Annotated in this window: 25 protein-coding genes and 2 pseudogenes; 10 read left to right on the top strand and 17 right to left on the bottom strand. The window is 62.8% G+C overall.

Going from position 1 to position 18,226, the window contains the following annotated elements; translation table 11 throughout:
- Nucleotides 1–59 precede the first annotated feature (59 nt).
- The 12 genes from QZ634_RS11615 to QZ634_RS11560 all read right to left on the bottom strand — a co-directional run bounded on the left by QZ634_RS11615 (nt 60) and on the right by QZ634_RS11560 (nt 10,095).
- Complete coding sequence (locus QZ634_RS11615) at nt 60–422, bottom strand: DUF3168 domain-containing protein (protein ID WP_291988505.1); 363 nt, start codon at nt 420–422, stop codon at nt 60–62.
- Complete coding sequence (locus tag QZ634_RS11610; RefSeq protein ID WP_291988503.1) at nt 422–904, bottom strand: HK97-gp10 family putative phage morphogenesis protein; 483 nt, start codon at nt 902–904, stop codon at nt 422–424. The genes QZ634_RS11615 and QZ634_RS11610 overlap by 1 nt, the downstream gene beginning before the upstream one ends.
- A gap of 2 nt (nt 905–906) precedes the next feature.
- On the bottom strand, nt 907–1,266 hold the full coding sequence (locus QZ634_RS11605) for a phage head closure protein (RefSeq protein WP_291988501.1): 360 nt from the start codon (nt 1,264–1,266) through the stop codon (nt 907–909).
- Complete coding sequence (locus tag QZ634_RS11600; protein ID WP_291988499.1) at nt 1,263–1,886, bottom strand: head-tail connector protein; 624 nt, start codon at nt 1,884–1,886, stop codon at nt 1,263–1,265. The genes QZ634_RS11605 and QZ634_RS11600 overlap by 4 nt, the downstream gene beginning before the upstream one ends.
- Before the next feature lie 4 nt (nt 1,887–1,890).
- Nucleotides 1,891–2,337, bottom strand: coding sequence for a hypothetical protein (locus QZ634_RS11595; protein ID WP_291988497.1), 447 nt, complete (start codon nt 2,335–2,337; stop codon nt 1,891–1,893).
- Between the two features lie 36 nt (nt 2,338–2,373).
- Entirely contained in the window at nt 2,374–3,675 is a 1,302-nt protein-coding gene (locus QZ634_RS11590; RefSeq protein ID WP_291988495.1) for a phage major capsid protein, read from the bottom strand.
- 203 nt (nt 3,676–3,878) lie between these two features.
- Nucleotides 3,879–4,469, bottom strand: a complete 591-nt coding sequence (locus QZ634_RS11585; protein ID WP_291988493.1) for a rhodanese-like domain-containing protein — start codon at nt 4,467–4,469, stop codon at nt 3,879–3,881.
- 171 nt (nt 4,470–4,640) lie between these two features.
- Complete coding sequence (locus QZ634_RS11580; protein WP_291988492.1) at nt 4,641–5,435, bottom strand: hypothetical protein; 795 nt, start codon at nt 5,433–5,435, stop codon at nt 4,641–4,643.
- Nucleotides 5,436–5,695: 260 nt separating this feature from the next.
- Nucleotides 5,696–6,622 carry a S49 family peptidase gene (locus QZ634_RS11575; RefSeq protein ID WP_291988490.1) on the bottom strand — a complete coding sequence of 309 codons (927 nt, stop codon included), beginning with the start codon at nt 6,620–6,622 and terminating at the stop codon, nt 5,696–5,698.
- A gap of 16 nt (nt 6,623–6,638) precedes the next feature.
- Nucleotides 6,639–7,814: a phage portal protein gene (locus QZ634_RS11570; protein WP_291988734.1), complete on the bottom strand. Its 1,176-nt coding sequence runs from the start codon at nt 7,812–7,814 to the stop codon at nt 6,639–6,641.
- A gap of 104 nt (nt 7,815–7,918) precedes the next feature.
- On the bottom strand, nt 7,919–9,631 hold the full coding sequence (locus QZ634_RS11565; protein WP_291988488.1) for a terminase TerL endonuclease subunit: 1,713 nt from the start codon (nt 9,629–9,631) through the stop codon (nt 7,919–7,921).
- A complete protein-coding gene (locus QZ634_RS11560; protein WP_291988487.1) occupies nt 9,631–10,095 on the bottom strand; it encodes a phage terminase small subunit P27 family in 465 nt (154 codons plus the stop codon). The genes QZ634_RS11565 and QZ634_RS11560 overlap by 1 nt, the downstream gene beginning before the upstream one ends.
- A 250-nt stretch (nt 10,096–10,345) precedes the next feature.
- On the opposite strand from QZ634_RS11560, the gene QZ634_RS11555 reads away from it, so the two are divergent.
- Entirely contained in the window at nt 10,346–10,480 is a 135-nt protein-coding gene (locus QZ634_RS11555) for a hypothetical protein (RefSeq protein ID WP_291988747.1), read from the top strand.
- Nucleotides 10,481–10,532: 52 nt separating this feature from the next.
- On the opposite strand, the pseudogene QZ634_RS11550 reads toward QZ634_RS11555, so the two are convergent.
- A pseudogene (locus QZ634_RS11550) lies at nt 10,533–10,811 on the bottom strand (HNH endonuclease); the annotation flags it as partial.
- Nucleotides 10,812–10,898: 87 nt separating this feature from the next.
- Here QZ634_RS11550 and QZ634_RS11545 point away from each other — a divergent pair.
- From QZ634_RS11545 to QZ634_RS11510, 8 genes are all read left to right on the top strand, one after another.
- Nucleotides 10,899–11,420, top strand: coding sequence for a DUF3489 domain-containing protein (locus QZ634_RS11545; protein ID WP_291988485.1), 522 nt, complete (start codon nt 10,899–10,901; stop codon nt 11,418–11,420).
- Nucleotides 11,421–11,537: 117 nt separating this feature from the next.
- Entirely contained in the window at nt 11,538–11,729 is a 192-nt protein-coding gene (locus QZ634_RS11540) for a hypothetical protein (protein WP_291988483.1), read from the top strand.
- Between the two features lie 260 nt (nt 11,730–11,989).
- Nucleotides 11,990–12,262 carry a hypothetical protein gene (locus QZ634_RS11535; protein ID WP_291988481.1) on the top strand — a complete coding sequence of 91 codons (273 nt, stop codon included), beginning with the start codon at nt 11,990–11,992 and terminating at the stop codon, nt 12,260–12,262.
- A gap of 48 nt (nt 12,263–12,310) precedes the next feature.
- The gene (locus tag QZ634_RS11530; RefSeq protein ID WP_291988479.1) at nt 12,311–12,538 is read left to right on the top strand and encodes a hypothetical protein; all 228 of its coding nucleotides are present in this window, start codon (nt 12,311–12,313) and stop codon (nt 12,536–12,538) included.
- A 114-nt stretch (nt 12,539–12,652) separates the two neighbouring features.
- Complete coding sequence (locus QZ634_RS11525; RefSeq protein ID WP_291988478.1) at nt 12,653–13,030, top strand: hypothetical protein; 378 nt, start codon at nt 12,653–12,655, stop codon at nt 13,028–13,030.
- Between the two features lie 166 nt (nt 13,031–13,196).
- Complete coding sequence (locus QZ634_RS11520) at nt 13,197–13,448, top strand: hypothetical protein (RefSeq protein ID WP_291988475.1); 252 nt, start codon at nt 13,197–13,199, stop codon at nt 13,446–13,448.
- A 91-nt stretch (nt 13,449–13,539) separates the two neighbouring features.
- Nucleotides 13,540–13,731 (top strand): hypothetical protein, encoded by a 192-nt coding sequence (locus tag QZ634_RS11515; protein ID WP_291988473.1) that lies wholly within the window; start codon nt 13,540–13,542, stop codon nt 13,729–13,731.
- A gap of 28 nt (nt 13,732–13,759) precedes the next feature.
- Nucleotides 13,760–14,152: a hypothetical protein gene (locus tag QZ634_RS11510; RefSeq protein ID WP_291988471.1), complete on the top strand. Its 393-nt coding sequence runs from the start codon at nt 13,760–13,762 to the stop codon at nt 14,150–14,152.
- Here QZ634_RS11510 and QZ634_RS11505 read toward each other — a convergent pair.
- From QZ634_RS11505 to QZ634_RS11495, 4 genes and pseudogenes are all read right to left on the bottom strand, one after another.
- A complete protein-coding gene (locus tag QZ634_RS11505) occupies nt 14,116–14,505 on the bottom strand; it encodes a site-specific DNA-methyltransferase (RefSeq protein WP_366145395.1) in 390 nt (129 codons plus the stop codon). The genes QZ634_RS11510 and QZ634_RS11505 overlap by 37 nt on opposite strands.
- Nucleotides 14,423–14,806 carry an HNH endonuclease signature motif containing protein gene (locus tag QZ634_RS21545; protein ID WP_366145394.1) on the bottom strand — a complete coding sequence of 128 codons (384 nt, stop codon included), beginning with the start codon at nt 14,804–14,806 and terminating at the stop codon, nt 14,423–14,425. Before QZ634_RS21545 ends, QZ634_RS11505 begins: the two co-directional genes overlap by 83 nt.
- Nucleotides 14,807–15,126: 320 nt before the next feature.
- Nucleotides 15,127–16,104: pseudogene (locus QZ634_RS11500) on the bottom strand (ParB/RepB/Spo0J family partition protein); the annotation flags it as partial.
- A complete protein-coding gene (locus tag QZ634_RS11495) occupies nt 16,091–17,497 on the bottom strand; it encodes a DNA modification methylase (protein WP_291988469.1) in 1,407 nt (468 codons plus the stop codon). The pseudogene QZ634_RS11500 and the gene QZ634_RS11495, both read right to left, overlap by 14 nt.
- A gap of 299 nt (nt 17,498–17,796) precedes the next feature.
- Here QZ634_RS11495 and QZ634_RS11490 point away from each other — a divergent pair, with 299 nt between their 5' ends.
- Nucleotides 17,797–18,192, top strand: a complete 396-nt coding sequence (locus QZ634_RS11490; protein WP_366145388.1) for an HNH endonuclease — start codon at nt 17,797–17,799, stop codon at nt 18,190–18,192.
- Nucleotides 18,193–18,226 lie beyond the last annotated feature (34 nt).

Below are 18,226 nucleotides of genomic sequence, written 5' to 3'. Positions count from 1 at the left end.
TTGGCTCCGAAAAAGAAAAACCCGCCAATCGGCGGGCGGGTGATGAAGAAGGTGGAGGTTCAGAACACGTGCCACCAGTCGACCTCGACGGTGGCGGACTTGAGATCAGTCTCCGGGTCGATGCCGCTCGAACGATCGGCGACACTGACGCCGGCAGCGGCCAAGGCTGTGGCGACCTCGTCCGCCACAGCGTCGGCCACAGTACGCGTGGGCGCCCAGGCGCTGACCTGAAAACGGACTTCTTCAGCGATCGGCTGGCCGTCGTGAATGGTGCTGACTGCGGTAGTGCCAGCCCGCTGGTAGACGACCGCCGGCAGGGGATTTCCCTCGGGAATGACGTCCGGAGTAATCCGGGTATCGACCAGGGTGGCCAGCGCGGTGCTGGCCGACAGGGCGGCATGCAGTTCGGTTTCGGCGGACATCACTCACTCCCCGTGTTGAGCCGGTTGATCTCGGCGGTAGCCGAGACGATGAACGCTTCGGCGACCTGTGGCAGCTTGCGGCTGGCCGGGCGCAGAAACGGGCGCGCGGTCAGCTTGCGCGTGCCGAACTCCAGAAAGCGCCAGTAGTAGGGGTCGTTCGGGTTATTGGCGCCGGCAGCGCCGAGGCGTTTCTGTCGGGCGCCGCGCAGGGACCGGACACTGACAAACACCCCCACGTTGCCGGCCCGTCGCGCGAACTTCGAAGTGCGGATGCTGATCGCGCGCTTGACGGTGCCCGGCCGGTGGTTGGGTTTCGGCTTCTGCCGTACCGGCGCTGCCAGGCGGGCATCGTCGCGTACCAGCCGTGCCGATACGCGCAGGGCTTTCAGCAATCCCTTTCGCCTGAGCTTGTCGGGCACGCGCGCAAGGACGCGTTTCAGTTCCTCGACGCCCTGCAGTTGGACGGTGATGTCACTGCTCATGGTCAGAGTCCGTTCCGGATGCCGTTGATGGCGAGGATTTCCAGCGTGTGGCGACCGGCGCCGACGTCAGTCAGCATCACGATGTCGTAGGGCTCGTCGTGCCACAGGATGCGCTGCTCGCGCACCACATCCGCCCGCCACCTGATCCGAAATCGGACGTCGGCGGCGTAGCGGGTTTGCTGGGCGGCGAAGAATTCGCGTCCCTTGAGCGGCCAGGCCTCGGCCCAGAGCGCATGATCGGCGGTGTCGGTAACCACGTCGGTCCAGGCCACAACCTCTTCACCGATGGCATTGCGGGTGACGCTCTTGGCCTGCAGCCGGATGCGCTGCCTGGCCTGGCCAGGATTGAAGCTGGCGGTCATACCAGCACCACTCGGTACGGGTCGAGCAGGCCGTCGATGAACGACAAGGATTCGATCTTGCCGCTCGCCAGCAGGGCGACTTCCTCGCGGTGCGCATAGAGACTGCCCACCCGCAGCTTGATCCAACTCTTGATTCCCGCGGGGACGCTGGCGGCATCGCCGTAGCCCGCAGCGAAGACCAGCGTTACGGCACCGATCTGCGGCAAGGAGACGGGCCAGGCACTGCCGAATACCGGCGTCACGCGCGCCGGCTCGCAAGCCGTGTCCACGGTGTAGTCCGCTCGCGGCATGGTTTGCAGGGTGCCGGACATGTCCCGATATCGGATGGCCAACACCGACTGGACCGGGCATTTCGGCAGCAGGATCGCGTGCCCCGGCAGCGAGAACGGCAGTCCCGCAGGAACGCCCGTCAGGCTCGGACCGGGAAAGCTGTCGAGCACCAGCTTCCAGCGCGCGGTGACGAACTGGCGGCCGGTGAGCGTTTCGGCGGCTTGCCGTGCCGCCGAGATCAGCGCGCCGATCAGCGCATCGTCGTCGGCAGACTCCACCCGCAGGTGGAGCTTCGCTTCGGCGAGCGACACCGGTTCCTCCGCGGCTGGGGTGATGAGTTGCAGGGGCATGGGGTCAGATCGCCTGGACCACCGCGGCCTGGTTGAAGACCTCCGCCGTGGCGTAGCGCGGATGCACCCCGATGAGCTTGCCGGCGACGATGCTGGCGGCGACGTCGACGGTCAGCGACAGCCGCAGGAAGGCGAAGCCGTTGTTACTGTCGAGGTTCTCGGGCCTCAGGTTGATCAGCACCTGCTTGTTGTCGCCGCTGGCCTTGACGATCTGCCGGATCGCCTTGCCGCTGACGTCTTTGGCGCCGGTACCGGTGGCGTCCCGCGCCTGCTGGATCTTGGCGTCCAGGGTCGCCGCAGCGCCGAGGACGCCGGTCTCGACCAGCGCCAGAAACGCATGGAAGTTGGCGGCGGATACCCAGGCGGTGGTGACGGTACCGGCGGCCTGGCTGGCCGGGTCGATGGTGGCGAGAAGCGACAGCGTTTCGCTGCCCTTGAGGTTGGGGTACATGGACGTCTCCTGTGGAAAAATGCTTCCTGCCCGCGCCTATCGCGCGGCGAGCTGGATGTAGGGCGAGAGCGCGTTGGCTCCCTTGGCCGGGGCGATCGGGTTCTGGATCTTCGATTGGCCGTCCATGCGGAAGGTGGTGCGAAACGCCGTCAGGTCGGCGTCGAAGTAGAGGTGCATCGAGGTCGCGGTCTGCATGCCGCCGGCCTTGGTGATGGTCTGGTAGTACGAGAGATCGACCAGCAGCACGTCGCCCTGCGACGAGAAGGTGTTGGCGTGCTGCGAGACAAACACCGGGCGACCGAGCAGCGTGCCGTAGGGCGAGAGCTGGATGCCGCCGACCGATTGCCCGACCGGCAGGTAGATCGGGTAGTTGCCAAGCGTCAGGGTGAACAGTGCCGGCAGGACATCGTTGTTCACGATCCACACCGCGTTGGTGAAAGAGCCCGGCGGCAGGCGGGCGATCATCTTGGCGAGGTTCTGGGTCAGCAGGGTTTGCGTCGCCTGACCGGATTCCTTGGCCACCGTGACGATGGCGCCGCCGTTCATGCAGCCGAGCGGGATGCCGTTGCCGGCGCCGAAGAGGATCGACTCGTTGGCCTTCCAGCGAATCGAGACCGCGACCTTCTCCGGCAGGTAGCTGGTCAGCGCGTTGGCGTCGTCGAGCAACTCGTCGGTGGTCGGGACCAGCGCCATCAGTTTCTTCAGGCGCAAGGTCGCCAGGCCCAGCACCGGCTTGCTGGGAACGCCCGAGGCCGCTTCGCCCTGCCAGTACGCGCGAATGCCGTTGGTCCCCCAGGGCGTGGTCTCGTCCTTCGGGAAAGCCATGCTGTTGCCGCTGATCTCGACGTTGTCGGTGAGCGGCAGGAGGGAATCCTCGCCGAGCGACAGCCTGAAGATCTCCTGCGAGAACTGCGGCGGTACCAGAAAACCGCCGTCCTGGCCGACGGCCTCGTTGCCGTAGTTGCTCGGTGCGGCGGCGCCGATACCGCCCAGCAGCAGGCGGGCGTCGATGGACTGGCCGGGCTTGTCGGCCTGGTACACCGCCTGCATGAATTCGCCGACGGACCCGAAGCCACGGCGGGGATCCGCTTCGCGGTTGTCGGTGACGATCGGACCGATGACGTGGTCGACACCGATGCGTGCTTCATCGGCGATCAGAGCGGCTTCGCGGTCGATCGCTGCCGAGGCGGCGTCGATCCTGGCGCGCAGGGCGTCGAAGGCGGTCACTTCGTCGTCGGTCAGGTCGCGATTCTCCGAAGCGGCGAGGTCGGTCAGACCGCGCGCCTCTTTGACCAGGGTGGTCTTGCGAGCCTGAAGCTCGCGCAGTTGCTTGCTCATGTGGTTCTCCAAAGCAAGAACCCGCACGAGGCGGGTTCGATGGGCGTAAAAAAACCGCCCGGGGGCGGCTTGGGTGGGGACGAGCGGCGGGTGGTTTCAAGGGGTGGCGTGGTGGCCTTCCGCAAAAACGCGATTAAATCAGCGCTTCCCTTAGAGCGCAGCTTGCGGGCCGTGCCCCTCGACTGCCACATTAGGCGGGGATGCTACCAGCTTGTGGCTTGCATCCCCCGCATGTCGTACCCGGCTGCCGCCCAGGCTTCGGATCCACCGCGGTACCACATGACTTGGGTGTAGCCGGCCTCGATTGCATGAAGGGATGCGTTGTAAGACAACCAGCATTCGGAGTTTAAGCAGAGGAACACCAGTGGGCGTGCCGTCTCACCTCCGGTGAGCTTCTGAAGCGCTGCCGCAAATCGCTCCTTTTCCGCAGTAAAAAAGTCCCCATCACCGGCCCTGGGTAGCCACACTGCGCCCGGAATTGTTGCCCGTGACGGCGTCCTTGGATTAAGAACGTCAATGATCACCAGCTTAGGGTTGGTATCGATTAGATGCTTCAATTCGACTGTCTTGACTACGGTTGCGCCGGGGATCTGCAAAGGCGTGGGTGCGTGATATGGCGCCCTTTTGGGACGAGATACAGGAGAAACTCCGAAATCCTTATCTTCGTTCGCATACGACGAAGTCACGGCCGGTGCAACGGATGATCTCTCCTCCTCGGCAGCCGGTAACCCTGCAGCAAGAGAGCAAGCCGCAAGAATGAAAAGCGACGAAAATCCCCAACGAATTCTGGCCATGCTTCCTCCTGGCAGTTATAGGCGCAAAAACGGCAGTAACGAGGACGCAGCCATCCCTCGTCTTGGTTCTTTCATTCACGGTGACCCGACTCCGGCGCATGGATGTCGGATGGAACCGAGCAAAGCGGCATGTTTCTAGTCCATTTGGCCATCGATGGGCACGAGGTCAACTCATCTGACCTTCTCAAAAACGGCACTATTTTTGCCGCCTGAGGGGTTGGAATAGCTTGCCCAAAGATCATTCCCATTACGCTTGAAAACGCAGGTGCCACCCGTGGACGAATTGCACAGAAAGGACAACTCGTCGCCCTTGATTTCCACGGTGCTGAAGCGCTTAGGGGGGCTGTCACTCCGTTCGATAGACACCTTTGCGGTGCAATTGACGTCAATTTCGGCTATCCACAGCCAGTTCTGACCAACATTGCCCTGACTCCACCGCCCAACCCACTGACCGCTGAACGCAGCGCACGACTCGGGAACATCCGCGGAGGGCTTGAGCACGATTTTCTCCGCCCGGCTCGCCTTAGCCGCAGCTATCTTCAACTGCAGATCAGTCTCCGAAAGCTTTTCGCCCCGAACCGCCTTCACAACCCCTTTTTTGTTCGTGAAGGTGCCCTCGAAGATGCCGCTCGGCATCAGGACGGCCGCGACCTGAGCGCCCGCCTGTGTAACAAACAGCAGCTTAGTCTCTTGGCCGGATTGGATTGCGGAAGCTGGGACCGAAACCTGATTTCCATCGGTCCACCCAACGGCTGCGTCGAGGAGCAGTTTGCCCTCGGGGTCTTGCGTCACCCCCGTTATTCTCAGCGTCCGCGTTCTGTCTTCCCCTTCCACCGTAACCAACCATGAGGAGACCAGTTCAGTTTGCAATCGGGCTATTGTTTGCTCCTGCGTGAACGAAATGCCAGGCCAGACCAAAACCATCATGCAGAATGTGCGGAAGCGAACGCTTGCGGCGGTTTTCATGACAAAAAGCCTCCCGTGTGACGCCGGGCCCCGATGACGCCCAACCCGACCGTCGAAAGTAAATTGTGCACCCCATGTCGAAACTGTCGCAAGAACATGCGCTTCGCAATGTGCGAACGACATTTTACAAGCCGGTGGACTTCACCGGCGACTTTCGAGAAGATTCCTCAGCGTCCGCTACGAACCCGCCGCAGGCGGTCAGTTCGACCGCCTGATCCCGTCACGTACCGCAACGAGATATCAAACCTTGCATCCCATTGTCACAGAATTGCCAAGGCATTCCTCACCTGTGCTAGGCGGGACGCTCGCGGTCTGGCAATGGACCTCGGATCGCGCCGCATCTTCCTGACGACATCCTCGAACGTGGCCACCCCATCGATCATGCCTTGCGCCTGCGCAGCGTCGCCGCCGAGCACACGACCCTGGCCCATCCCCTCGCGCACCTGCGCGATCGGCACCCCGCGCCCGCACGACACCGCCTTGGTAAAACTGGCGTAGTAGTCATCCACGCGCGACTGCATGAAGCCCTGCGCCTCCTCGTCCAGCGGCACATACGGATTGCCCTCGACCTTGTACTTGCCGGCCGAGATCAGCGTCGGCTTGACGCCCTTGGTGACAAACGCCTGCGAGTAGTCGAAGTGCGCCTGCCAGACACCGATCGAACCGACCTCGCCGCCTGGCGTGACGTAGAACTCGGATGCCGAGCACCCGATCCAATACGCAGCGCTGGCGGCGAGACTGTTGGCGATCGCCACCACAGGCTTCTGCGCTCGGGCACTGACGATCTCGTCGGCGAGTTCGGAGACGCCGTAGACGCTGCCGCCCGGACTGTCGATATCGATCAGGATCTGGCTGACCGAGTCATCCGCCAGCGCCTGGCGCAGAGCCGAGGCAAACTGCTGCGTGCTGACACTCCCCGGCCCAGAGACGTCGTCGACCATGTTGCCGCGCTGGGTGACCACACCGTACAACGGCAGGACAGCAATCCCGCCACTGGACACCGCCGTGGTCGCCTGCCGGCGTGCCTCCCGCACGTTGCGGTCAGCGGCAATCGATGCCAGGACGTCCTCACCAGCCGGAACGTCCTGCGACCAGCGCGCGAGCACTGCCGCGACCGCATTCAGCCGTTCGGGCATCAGCGCCCAGGGGGTGGCCAGAAATTCAGCAACCAGCAAGTGGTGGTTCATCGTGTCATCCCCATCGTCATTCGGTCTGTGCGTCTTCATGGTCTTGCGGTCCAGTCACATCCTGCGCAGGACGTTGCTCCTGCCCGGCATCGCCCTCCAGGTCCTCCGCCGAACCTTCCTCGACCATGTTCAACGGCCGCAACGGCTCATCCAGCCCGTCGAGCGGATTGAGGTTCTCGGCGATGCGCGCCTCGTTGCGCGTCAGCCAGCCGTTCTGGATCCCGCTCTGGTAGTACGACGACCGGCTGGCGGCGTCGCCGCGCATCAGATTCGCAAAATCAAACTCGACCTCGAGATCGTCTCCGTCGAGCAGCAACTCGGATTCGATGCTCGCTTCCCATCGTTCGGCCCACGGCGTCATCGTGTGCATGACGAATTCGAGGCTTTGCTGCTCGATGTTCGAGAAGGTCGCGCGATCGAGATCCGCGATCATGTGCGGTGGCACGCGAAACAGCCGCGCAATGTCTGTGATCTGGAATTTCCGCAGTTCGAGAAACTGCGCATCCCGGTTGGTCACCCCGACCTCGTGGAACTTCATGCCGTTTTCCAGCACCAGCACCTTGCCGCGGTTGGCACCGGACTGCGCCGCCTGGTAGGACTCGCGAAACACCTTCTTGGCCTCGCTGTCCTTGAACGACCCAGGAAACTCGATCCAGCCGCCGGTGGGTTTCGCGTCGTTGGCGAAGAAGCGCGCACCGTAGTCCTGCGCCGCCAGCGCCATGCCCAGACTCTCGCGCGCCAGCTCGATCGGGCTCATGCCCATCAGGCCATCGGAGGACAGACCACGCAGATGCCAGATCTCGCCCCGCGGCAGAATCGTCTCCACCCCGAGCCGATCGGTCACCCGATAGCGGTAGTCACCGGACGGCATCAGTTCCATCCTGATCCTGTCCGGGTGGATCGGCATTAGCTCGACGATCTCGCCGCGGCGGTTGGCCACGATCCGGTTGTAGGCGTTGCCCCGCAGTGCCAGATGACCCTGCAACATCTCGCGCCACTCATACGGGTTTTGGTAACGATTCGGGCGCTTCGCCAGCACGCGGTACAGCCAGTGATCCGTCACCCGGTCCTTGCCGCCATCGGCGCGTTGCCGGTAGAGCACGAACGGCAGGGCCGCCATCGTCTCGGCCAGGATGCGCACGCTGGCGTACACCGCCGCCAGGCGCATGGCGTTGTCCGCCGAGACTCGCATGCCGCTGGAACTCCGCATCGTGACCGGCTCGAACCAGAAGTCACCCCCTGGCGAACGGTCGTCACTCGAGGCCATCCAGCGCGAGAGAAAGCTGAACATCCCCATCAGAGCATCACCAGTTCGTAGTCCGCACCGAGCACCACCTGGGTGCCGGGCGTGATCGCCCGCGACAGTGCCATGATCAGCGCAACGATGCCGTCGATCTTGTTCTCGGGACGTTCCTTGCGCGGATAGATGTTGTCCTTGGCGTCGAGGTGCGCGACGACGTTGCTCACCATCCAGCCCAGCACCGGATCCCCGTCGTGGATCAGTTTCCCTTGCAGGACCAGCGCCTCCAAAGTCTTCATCGGTTCGGAGAAATTGAGCACCGTCGGGCGTACCTCGATCATCGGCAATCCCTCGGCCAGCATCCGGGTCGACAACTGCGTTGCCTGGAAGGGGTCGAAGGCGACCGCCTGGATGGCGAAGCGCGAGGCGAAGTCGACCAGGTCGGCCTCGATCCAGGAGAAATCAATCACGTTGCCCGGCGTCACCGTCAACCGTCCGCTGCCCATCCAGCCGGGGTACTGGCTGTTGCCGGTGGCGTGAACCGTGTCTTCGGGCAGGTAGTAGCGCCCGAACACCGCAAAGCCGCCGTCGATTTCCTGGTGGGCGAAGACCAGCAGCAGGGCGGCGATGTCGGTCTTGCTGGCGAGATCAAGTCCGATCCAGCATGGCTGTCCCGCATAGGACTCGATATCGAGCCCTTGGTCGGCGCAGCGATCCCAGGAACGCATGTCCATCCATGCGGTGTCCGCGTTGACCCACTCATTGAGGTGCTTGGTCTTGAAGTTGTTCACCGCGCTGGGCATCTGCATCGCCTTGGCCTGCAGCGGCAGCAGCACTTCCGGGCGCACCGAGATGCCCCAGTTGGGGTTGGCCTTGATCAGCGACTCTTCGAGCGTCCAGTCGTCGCCGTCGTCGAGCCCGTACACGATGCCGAACTGGCTGTCGTCCGCGAACACGCCGTCGAGCAGGCGGGTGACGAAGGTGCGGATCTCGTAGCAGATGCCCGAGCGGTTGCTGCCGGCGGTGGTGATCACCCACAAGAGCGAGTTGTCGCGCTTGCCGGTGCCGGTCTCAACCACGTCGTAGACGGTGCGGGTCTTGTGCGCGTGCAGTTCATCGATGCAGCCGAAGTGAATGTTCAGCCCGTCGAGCGTCGAGCCTTCCGCGGAGAGCGCCTCGAACTTCGAGCCCCTGGCAAGCACGTGCAGGTTGTGCGCGCCGACGCCCACCCCGAAACGGGTACGGAACCCGGCCGACTGGCGGGCCATGGTCTGCGCGTCGCCGAAGACGATGCGCGCCTGGTCGCGAGTGGTGGCCAGCGAATAGACCTCCGCGCCGCCTTCGCCGTCGGCGGCCAGCATGTAGAGGGCGACCGCCGAAGATAGCGTGCTCTTCGCATTGCCGCGACATATTTCACAATAGGCTCTGCGAAAGCGCCGCTTGCCATCGGGCTTCACCCAGCCGAAGACGGTGGTCAGGATGAAGACCTGCCAGGGCTCCAGAAGGATCGGTTGCCCAGCCAGCGGTCCCTTCACGTGGGGAAGGCGCTCCACAAACGCGCAGAGATTGTCAGCGGGCTGGAAACTCCGCCCCTGCCTGTCCGTCAGCTTGGGGTTGAAGCGGTAGGGACTGTTCCTGCCCTTAAACCGCTCCAGGTCGTCGAGTTGGCGCTGGCAGGCGAGGCGCACCCACTTGCACGCGGCAATCTCTCCCCCGACCACGGCTTCGGCATATCGCCGGGCGATGGCGGTGTAGTTACGGGTCGCCATCAGCCAGCGATGTCCGACCAGGGGTCGTTATCCTTGGGCGAATTCGCCGGCAGCGAAATCCGCGAACGCGAAGCTGGCGTGAATCCCATCTCGGCCTCGTAGCCCTTCATCTCCAGCGCGAGATCCCGGATCACGTCCATCAACGGCGAGCGCCGCAGGATACCGCTCGGGGTCTTGATGATCATCCCGGAGACGCCGGCCTTGTTGATCTTGGAGAGCGCCTCGCGGTACAGCCCGGAGCAGTTCGCCCAGCGCTCCAGCACCGCACCGTCGAGTGCCGACAGCAGGCCGGGCGGCGAATTGGCCACGGCGTAGTTCCACGCTTCCTTGGCGCTGTCGGACATATAGTCGGGCGGCGTGCACAGCGCCGTCGTCGGTTTCGGCTCGCGTTCATTGGTGCGGCACTTCTGCAGGGTCCCCTTGATCTCCTTGACGACCACCGGCAGGGGCTTACGTCCGGGCATGATTTCGAGGGTTCCTGAAATGGTCTAACGTCTTGAAAACACTGGAGTTATTGGCCATTTTCCGCCAAAAAAAAGTTTTCTAATTTGCACGCACAAAAAATTGACCACGCGCACGCATCCAGCATATGCGATCGTAGAGAACCTAGGCCCCTAGGGGCCTGTAGCCGAGTTGTTTCGCGAATCTGGACTTCTCTATATAAACAAATGGCATTTTCAGAGAATGCAGAACGCATAATTGGATGATGAACGAATGATCTGGCCTTGCTTCGTGCGTGCGCAGCCGGACATCGAGTGGCCAGCGACCGACGCTGACACGCTCAGCAGTCTCGGTCCGCTTGGCGACGCCGGTTCGGGTTGCCAAAGCCGCCGTCGTGCCTCGCCGTGACTCTGGCGTGGCAGCGACTGCAGAGCGACTGCAGATTCGATCGGTCGTTATTGTGGCTATCGCCATCGATGTGATCGACGACGCTGGCGGCGCACAAGACACCGAGCCGCAGGCATTCGCGGCATAGCGGCTCATCACGCAGAACCCGAGCGCGCAGGCCTCGCCACGCGGCGCTGTTTGTGGGCAGGGCACGTTTCTCTTGTCGCTGCCTCTTCCCCGTATTGCTGTCCCACTGCCGGTGATCGGCACGGTGCGCGTCGCAGTAGCCGGGCGTGGTCAGCACGGCACCGCAACCCGGGTGTCGGCAGGGCGTCGGCGCACGTAGGGGCATTCGCAACTTTCTGGTTGGGAAGACTTGGCTTCGTGATTGAAAAGCGCGTTCATGTGCTCGTCATCAACCCCGATCAAGGAGATCGCTATGACCCGCAACGCACTCACCGACACCCAGCGCCTGGTCCTTGAACACGCCGCCGAGCAACCCGATGGACGTTTGGTCTGGTTCCCTGACAACGTCAAGGGCGGCGCCCGCAAGAAGGTGATCGAGGGGCTTTGCAACAAGGCCCTGATCACCGGCAGCGACACCGACTGGTTCATCTCGCCGGGTGGCTACGACGCGCTTGGGCGCACCCCGCCGGCACTGCCGAGCAAGCATCCCGACCCGGAGGTGGAAGCCGCCCTGGTGGCCACCGAGGCGCAATGGGTGGCAGAGAAGCAAGAGACAGCGGCGAAGCCCCGCACCCGCGAGAACAGCAAGCAGGCGGCGGTGATCGCCCTGCTCAAACGGCCGGAGGGCGCGACAATTGCGCAAATTTGCGCATCCACCGGCTGGCAGTCCCATACCGTGCGAGGCGCGTTTGCCGGCGCTTTCAAGAAGAAGCTCGGGCTGACCATCACCTCGGAGAAACCCCAGGGTGGTGAGCGCATCTACCACATCGGGTAGTCACCGAAGGGGTGGTTGGAAACATCCAGCCGCCCCGAAAAAGATTGAGAAGGCGCTTGGCTTCGGCGCCAGACAGCGCGTTCATACGATCGTCATCAACGCCAGCAGGAGACCACCATGAACACCCTCAGCGCCCAAACCATCCAGCACCTGATGCGCAAGCATCACAAGACGATCCGCGGCATTGCCAAGGAGTGGAATCTCACCATGAAGCGCGTGCGCCAGGTGCGCACCCAAGGCGTCTCCGGCGAGCACTACGTCATGGACTGGCTTGAAATTCTGACCGGCGACCCACGTTACGTGGCATGAAACGCAACAGTGCCACCACGACGCCCGGGCCACCGGGCGTTCTTGCGTTTGGGCGGCCGCACGCGTGTGGTTGGCCAAGTGCTCGCCCGTCGTTGAACGGCGCCACGCGGCGCCACCGTGCAAGCCCCAGGGCCAACACCGAAGGGCTGGCGAGTGTCGTGCCACGCCTGGCGCCAGAAGAAGATTGACGAAACGCTTGGCTTCAGCAGCGAAGAGCGCGTTCATACGATCGTCCTCAACCCCACTATCCGGAGCCCGCCATGACCCCGACCCAGACCAGCAACCTCGACACTCTCGGCAACCAACTCGCCACCGCCGCCCTCACCACGCTGATCCGGCTCTGCCCGGAGATCAGGACCGCCAGCCACGAACTGCGCGAGGCGGCACTCGTGGCGATGCGCGCCAGGTCTCGCGAAGTCGTCGACGAATTGCTCGACGACACCCACGCGTGCCCGGGGATGGCCGAGACGATCTTCGCGAGCGCCGCGTTGACCCTGGCGCAGGCCGGCATCACTGTCCTGCGGGGCGCCTAAACCGATGACCAGCACCCGTCGTCCACCAGTACACCAAAGGAGTCTGTCATGACCACCAGCACCCCACCCTCCGCCGCCGACTTTCATCTCCAGCAACTGCGCCCGCTGTTGGGCGGCACCATCACGAACCTCGCCCGGACCGGCGTCGACGAGTGCGGCGACGAATTCTTCGGTCTGGTCATTACCTTGCCCAACGGCCAGAAGCGAACCATCATCTTTCTCGCCGATGACGAAGGCAACGGCCCGGGCAGTTTCCAACTCGACAGCCAGGGTTGAGGCCATCACAAACGAGACGTGCGGTCACGCGAATGATCGTCGTGGCGCTTGGCTTCTCAATCAAACAGCGCGTTCATCGGGGTGTCGCCATCAACCACGCCAGGGAGCCACACCATGAGCATCACCATCCGCATCGACCAGCAGCCCGAAACGGAGGTCAACTACTCCAATCGCAATGCCGCCATCGTGCTGGGCGCGCTGGGCATCGACACCTCCGACGGTTGCGGTGAGATCGACTTCGCCGAACTACCGCGCCTGCGTCAACGGGCCATCCGGGCGTTGCATCAGGCCTGGGGTATCCAGACCGTCGCACCGACCGACGAGAGCGGGCCGACTCGCATCGTTGAGATCGACGGCCAGCCGACCATCCAGCGGGGCGTTCGCGTCATCGACCCGGGCATCGACCAGGAGGGTGTCGTCCGGCGCCTCAAGGAAGTCTTTCACCTGCTGGCGATTGCCCACGAACTGCGGTCTGGCGTGACGTGGTGCTGAATCGGCGTCGCCAAGCAAGGACTCGCCGGCGACACGACGACGCCACACGGCGCGTCTGTGCAAGCCAAGGCGCCATGGGCCCGCGATGATTGAGAACGCGCTTGCCTTCTCAATCGAACAGCGCGTTCATACGGGTGTCGCAACCAACTACCCCGAGGAGCATGCCATGACCGCCAAGACCACCCTCCAGACCACCGTGACCGATACCAACGGTCGCAACCGCGGCATGATGAGCATCCAGATCGAGTTCAGCAAGGCGGCGCCGAGCATCATCATCCACGACGGCAAGACTTTCTGTGCCACCGGCAAAGCGGGCGTCAACACGAAAACAGGCAGCGCGGTGGTCGAAGCAGCAAGCGACGACGACCGGGCGCGCATCGGGATTGCACGCGATGCAACGTCCATTTGGGAAGACTGAAAGCGTTGCCAAAATGATTGAGAAAGCACTTGGCTTGTGTTCGTGGTAGAGCAATCATGTCTGTGTCATCAACGCAAACGGGAGAAACACCATGACCACCAACGAGACCCTCCGCAAGCACAGCAACTTCAACAGCGACGACTACGCCTACCTCGCCGCCAAAGGCTGGACCGACGCCGAGATCCTTGAGCGTTGGGACGCCGAAGCCAAAAGCGGCAAAGGCCCCTGCTTCTGGACGGGGCCCGCGCGCAGCAAGCTGACCGCCGTTACGGGCCGCAAGTAGACAGCCAAACACAACCAGGAGAGACGCCATGACCACCGCCAACACCATCGCCAACACCATCGCCAACCCGATCCCCGCCACCGACAACGAAGCCTGGGGCTTTTACGGCGGCATGCAGGACAACGCCGAAGTCGCATGGCTTTTGGCCATGACCGCAATCTCCAACGCCACCGGCGAGCCTCTCGAATCGGTCAGGCTCTTCCTCGACAGCCGCCACGGACGACACTTTTCTGATGATGTCCGCAACCAGATGCTGGTCGGCAAGCACGTCGAGCAGGCGATTCACGCCGCCATCACGCAATGGATGGGCTGGACGATCAACCGCCGGACCAGCAAAGACTCTGGCATCCCGCAAGGCTTGCCCTACCTGACGGGGTTTGTAATTCACTGCGCGATCTCCGAGGAAGCACTCTCGGCCTGACCCAACACCGCATCAAACTCAACGCCATCCGACTCCCGGGTGGCGTTCTTGCCGGTGTACTCCTGCCAGCGGCGAACGATGGTATCGACGTACTTCGGGTCCAGTTCCATCAACCGCGCGAACCGGCCCGACTTCTCGGCGGCGATCAACGTGGTACCGGAGCCGCCGAAGCAATCGAGCACCAAGTCACCCGGCCGGCTCGAATTGCGGATCGCGCGTTCGACCAGTTCCACCGGCTTCATTGTGTTATGAGACATGCCGATGCGCGTTTCAAACGTAGGGCTGCCCTCCACCGACAAGTTCCACACCAACCCTGAGTAGTTTATTTTCTCGGTGCTGCTTACGCTTCGCAGAGCGAAGCTGTACGATTTTTTTGACGTGGCACGGTCGGCAGCCCCATCCATACGGCGCTCCTCCTGCGCTGATATACCAGTGCTCTGGGGAAACAGGTTTGAGCGATCCGCAAGCGCTGCAGGGCTTCCACCAAACACCATCTCGGAGTTCACAACCGGAGTGAATCCGCTTGTGCTCAAGGTGGGTGACAAGTTGCAGGTTTGAAATGTGATTATTTTGCTTATTGTGGTCGACGTGATGGACGCAAAACCCGTCTGGGATGACACCAAAGTCTCGTTCCCACACGACGTCGTGTTCCATGCGTAGCCGATCACCGTACCATTTTCTGATATAGCCTTTGCTGGTGAGCATATCTCATCTCCCTCAATGATTTGAGAAGCCTCGATCCAGGCCAAACTGCCATCACGCAAAACGAGAAATGGGTGGTTGCCGGTGGCATCAACTGCGCGCTCCACGCCTGAAACAGTCAGTCGGAAAACAGGTTTTTCGATAGCGTGGGACGACACCAGTTCGACGGAGTGGAACTTCCCGTCCGCCGCAAGGACGCTGTCACCGGCAACCAACGATTCGATAATTCGCCAACCGTTGTCCGTCAACACCTCTGTGCCAGGGCACAGGCAAGGGTGCAGATCGTTCTTCACCGGCTTCTTGATCTGCCACACGTCGCCCTGGTCACGGTCGCCGCACCAGTGGCGCTTGCCGCCCTCGGGCCAACCGTAGAGCATCGGCTCGTACTGGCGCTGGTAGTCGGCGCGACCCAGCGTGAAGGTGTTTTTGGCCCAGATGATGAACGTCGACCAGTGGCCACCGGCGGCGCGGAAGGCAGACTGCAGCACGTCGAGCTCGCTGGAAGACATCGCGATGTAGACCGCGCCATCGCAGCGCGCCAGCGCCGGGGTGAGGGCCGCTTGCAGGAAGGGACCGAAGTCATCGCCCAGGTTGTCGTTGAGGATTGGCCGGTTCTTGCCGCGCAGCTTGTCCTTGGCGCTGTTGGCGTAGTTCACGCCGTATGGCGGGTCTTGCCAGAGCATCGACACGCGATCGGTACCGAGTAGCACCTGGTAGCTTGCCTCTTGCGTGGCATCCCCACAGAGCAGCCGGTGCTTGCCGAGCACCCACACATCACCCAACCGCGACACCGGCGTTTCCGGAACGTCCGGCACGGCGTCGTCGTCTGTCTCGCCTTCGGTGCTGGTCTCCTCGCCAGCCATGATTTGGAGTAACTGGTCGGCATCGAAGCCGGTCAGTGCCAGATCGAAGTCATCGAGCTTCAACTCATCGAGTTCCAGGCGCAGCAGATCGTCGTCCCACTCTGCCCAAGTCGCCGAGCGGTTGGCCAGCAGTCGAAAGGCCTTGATCTGCGTTGGCGTCAGGTCATCGGCGAGGATCACCGGAACCGTTTCGAGTCCGAGCTTGCGTGCCGCCTTCAGGCGCAGGTGACCATCGACCAGGCGCCCATCGGACTGCGCGACACAGGGGATCCGAAAGCCGAACTCCTGGATGGCGGCGGCCATCTGGTCGATGGCATGATCGTTCTTGCGCGGGTTGCGCGCGTACTCTATCAGCCGGTCGATCGGCCACTGCTCAACGGTCAGCATCGTCGCTCCCCAGGCGTTCGGCAGTGACTTCGACAAAGGTCTGGCCGGTGGCTGCGAGTGTCACCGGCACGCCAGCAAAATTCTGCTGGAAGCGCTTGATCGCCACATCGACGTACTCGGGGGCGATCTCGACCGAGCGGGCGAGGCGGCCGGTGCGCTGTGCCGCGAGTATCGTCGTTCCTGACCCACAGAACGGTTCGAAGACGATGTCCCCGGTGCCGGAGTAGGCCTCGAGGATGAACTCCGGCAGGGCGATCGGGAAGACGGCGGGGTGGTCGATGTCCTGCCCGATCTTACCCTTGTGGCGCATCACCCGGATCACCGAGTCGGGGATTCGGTTGTCCTGCGTCGGTTGGCCCGCTGCCGTCCAGCCGCCGATCTCGCCATCCTTGCCGCGCATCGCGCTGGACGACCCGTCGGCGCGCAGGTGCGATTCCTGGCCGGCGTGCTTGCAGGGCACGATCTTGTTCGGTTTGCGGCTCTGGTGGTTGAAGTGGAAGACGAATTCGAAGCTCGGTGCGAAACGTCCGGCCCAGTCGCCAGGCATCCCAGGCCCCTGGTCCCAGACGTACCACGCGAACCGCCGCCAGCCTTGCGTCCGCATCCACGCCACCCAGCCGTCCCAGTACGGGATCACTTCGTTGTCGCGGTGGATCAGGCCGAGGTTCACCAGCACCTGGCCGTCGTTGGTCATCGGGAGATCTGCGAAGACGCCGCGCATCAACCCATCCCAATCGGTGATACCGCCGCTGGTGTAGTCGCGCTGATTGCCGTAGGGCGGCGAGGTGAAGCAGACCCGCGCCCGATCGCCGGCCATCAGCGTCGCGATCACATCGGTGTCCGTTGCGTCACCGCAGATCAACCGATGCTTACCCAGAGCCCACACGTCGCCAAGACGCGAGACTGGATTGGTGGGAACCTCGGGAACGTCATCGGCGGCATCGGGCGTGTCGCCGTCGACCGGCGGCTCTGCGTCGGTATGATCGTCGGCCAGCAGAGCCTCGATCTCGCCAGCGTCGAAACCCGTCAACGACAGATCGAAGTCGGCCAGTTTCAGGTCTTCGAGTTCCAGTGTGAGCATGGCGTCATCCCACTCTGCCCAGGTGGCAGAGCGGTTGGCCAGGAGGCGGAACGCCTTGATCTGGGCATCCGTCAGTTCGTCGGCCAGGACCACGGGCACGCTGGTCAAGCCCAGCCTGCGCGCAGCCTTGAGCCGAAGATGACCGTCAAGAATTTCCCCTGTGCTCCTGGCAACCACGGGAATCCGAAACCCGAACTCGGTGATCACCGCCGCCATCTGCTCGACGGCGTGGTCGTTCTTGCGTGGATTTCGGGCGTAGTCGATCAATCGCTCGACCGGCCACTGCTCCAGCGTCAAGTCGGATGGGGCCACGTTTCACCTCTGACAAATGGGAACGGCCCGGACGAGTGAGGTCACGGGCCGCAGTGATGCGCAGCAACGAAGGCGAGATCGCCCCGGCGGTGTCGATTGGGCCGTCAGAAGGCGTAGCTGTCGCTTACCACGCCCGACATCCAGAGCGTTTCAAAAAGCAGAACGGAAAGGCTATAATTTCTGCGCGCGTCTCGTGCCGAGCGCGTGTAGGGCCATTCCGGAGCGTTTCGGTTTGGTACCCGTCTTCGGCGGCCGATGGCAGCTAGCGGGGTTCACTTTGATTCTTAAAGGGGCCTTCTATGCCAATCACGCCAGTCGTCCGCAATCGCAAATCCGCTTACCTTGCTCAGAAGGGCCGCTGCTACTACTGCGGCTTGCCCATGTGGGAAAATGATCTCGACGCGTTTTCCCGAGCCCACAACATCAAGCCTTCTCAGGCGCAACGCCTGAAGTGCACCGCGGAGCACCTTGAGGCACGGCAGGACGGCGGTCTGGATACGGAAAAAAATATTGTCGCTGCTTGCGTGACCTGCAATCAACGAAGGCACAAACGGAAGAAAGCTCCAGCACCCGACGCCTATCTGGACCTCGTTCAGCAACGAGTACGCAAAGGCCGATGGCATTGTGCTCCTTTGCTGACTGCTTTCGGAGGGCTATTCGCTGGCCACGACAGCCGGGGTCAGGCTACCTCGTGACGTAGCTTGCTCTCAATCCTGCGGAGGTCTACCA

This window comes from Candidatus Accumulibacter sp. ACC007 (genome assembly GCF_907163205.1).
GTDB lineage: Bacteria > Pseudomonadota > Gammaproteobacteria > Burkholderiales > Rhodocyclaceae > Accumulibacter > Accumulibacter regalis.
The sequence above is the reverse complement of the archived record's forward strand: the minus strand, read 5'-3'. Positions and strand labels throughout refer to the sequence as shown.

Coding starts and splice junctions, on each gene's coding strand:
- QZ634_RS11615 (WP_291988505.1), bottom strand. CDS start 422: ATGTCCGCCGAAACCGAACTGCATGCCGCCCTGTCGGCCAGCACCGCG.
- QZ634_RS11610 (WP_291988503.1), bottom strand. CDS start 904: ATGAGCAGTGACATCACCGTCCAACTGCAGGGCGTCGAGGAACTGAAA.
- QZ634_RS11605 (WP_291988501.1), bottom strand. CDS start 1,266: ATGACCGCCAGCTTCAATCCTGGCCAGGCCAGGCAGCGCATCCGGCTG.
- QZ634_RS11600 (WP_291988499.1), bottom strand. CDS start 1,886: ATGCCCCTGCAACTCATCACCCCAGCCGCGGAGGAACCGGTGTCGCTC.
- QZ634_RS11595 (WP_291988497.1), bottom strand. CDS start 2,337: ATGTACCCCAACCTCAAGGGCAGCGAAACGCTGTCGCTTCTCGCCACC.
- QZ634_RS11590 (WP_291988495.1), bottom strand. CDS start 3,675: ATGAGCAAGCAACTGCGCGAGCTTCAGGCTCGCAAGACCACCCTGGTC.
- QZ634_RS11585 (WP_291988493.1), bottom strand. CDS start 4,469: ATGGCCAGAATTCGTTGGGGATTTTCGTCGCTTTTCATTCTTGCGGCT.
- QZ634_RS11580 (WP_291988492.1), bottom strand. CDS start 5,435: ATGAAAACCGCCGCAAGCGTTCGCTTCCGCACATTCTGCATGATGGTT.
- QZ634_RS11575 (WP_291988490.1), bottom strand. CDS start 6,622: ATGAACCACCACTTGCTGGTTGCTGAATTTCTGGCCACCCCCTGGGCG.
- QZ634_RS11570 (WP_291988734.1), bottom strand. CDS start 7,814: ATGCGAGTCTCGGCGGACAACGCCATGCGCCTGGCGGCGGTGTACGCC.
- QZ634_RS11565 (WP_291988488.1), bottom strand. CDS start 9,631: ATGGCGACCCGTAACTACACCGCCATCGCCCGGCGATATGCCGAAGCC.
- QZ634_RS11560 (WP_291988487.1), bottom strand. CDS start 10,095: ATGCCCGGACGTAAGCCCCTGCCGGTGGTCGTCAAGGAGATCAAGGGG.
- QZ634_RS11555 (WP_291988747.1), top strand. CDS start 10,346: ATGATCTGGCCTTGCTTCGTGCGTGCGCAGCCGGACATCGAGTGGCCA.
- QZ634_RS11545 (WP_291988485.1), top strand. CDS start 10,899: ATGACCCGCAACGCACTCACCGACACCCAGCGCCTGGTCCTTGAACAC.
- QZ634_RS11540 (WP_291988483.1), top strand. CDS start 11,538: ATGAACACCCTCAGCGCCCAAACCATCCAGCACCTGATGCGCAAGCAT.
- QZ634_RS11535 (WP_291988481.1), top strand. CDS start 11,990: ATGACCCCGACCCAGACCAGCAACCTCGACACTCTCGGCAACCAACTC.
- QZ634_RS11530 (WP_291988479.1), top strand. CDS start 12,311: ATGACCACCAGCACCCCACCCTCCGCCGCCGACTTTCATCTCCAGCAA.
- QZ634_RS11525 (WP_291988478.1), top strand. CDS start 12,653: ATGAGCATCACCATCCGCATCGACCAGCAGCCCGAAACGGAGGTCAAC.
- QZ634_RS11520 (WP_291988475.1), top strand. CDS start 13,197: ATGACCGCCAAGACCACCCTCCAGACCACCGTGACCGATACCAACGGT.
- QZ634_RS11515 (WP_291988473.1), top strand. CDS start 13,540: ATGACCACCAACGAGACCCTCCGCAAGCACAGCAACTTCAACAGCGAC.
- QZ634_RS11510 (WP_291988471.1), top strand. CDS start 13,760: ATGACCACCGCCAACACCATCGCCAACACCATCGCCAACCCGATCCCC.
- QZ634_RS21545 (WP_366145394.1), bottom strand. CDS start 14,806: ATGGAACACGACGTCGTGTGGGAACGAGACTTTGGTGTCATCCCAGAC.
- QZ634_RS11490 (WP_366145388.1), top strand. CDS start 17,797: ATGCCAATCACGCCAGTCGTCCGCAATCGCAAATCCGCTTACCTTGCT.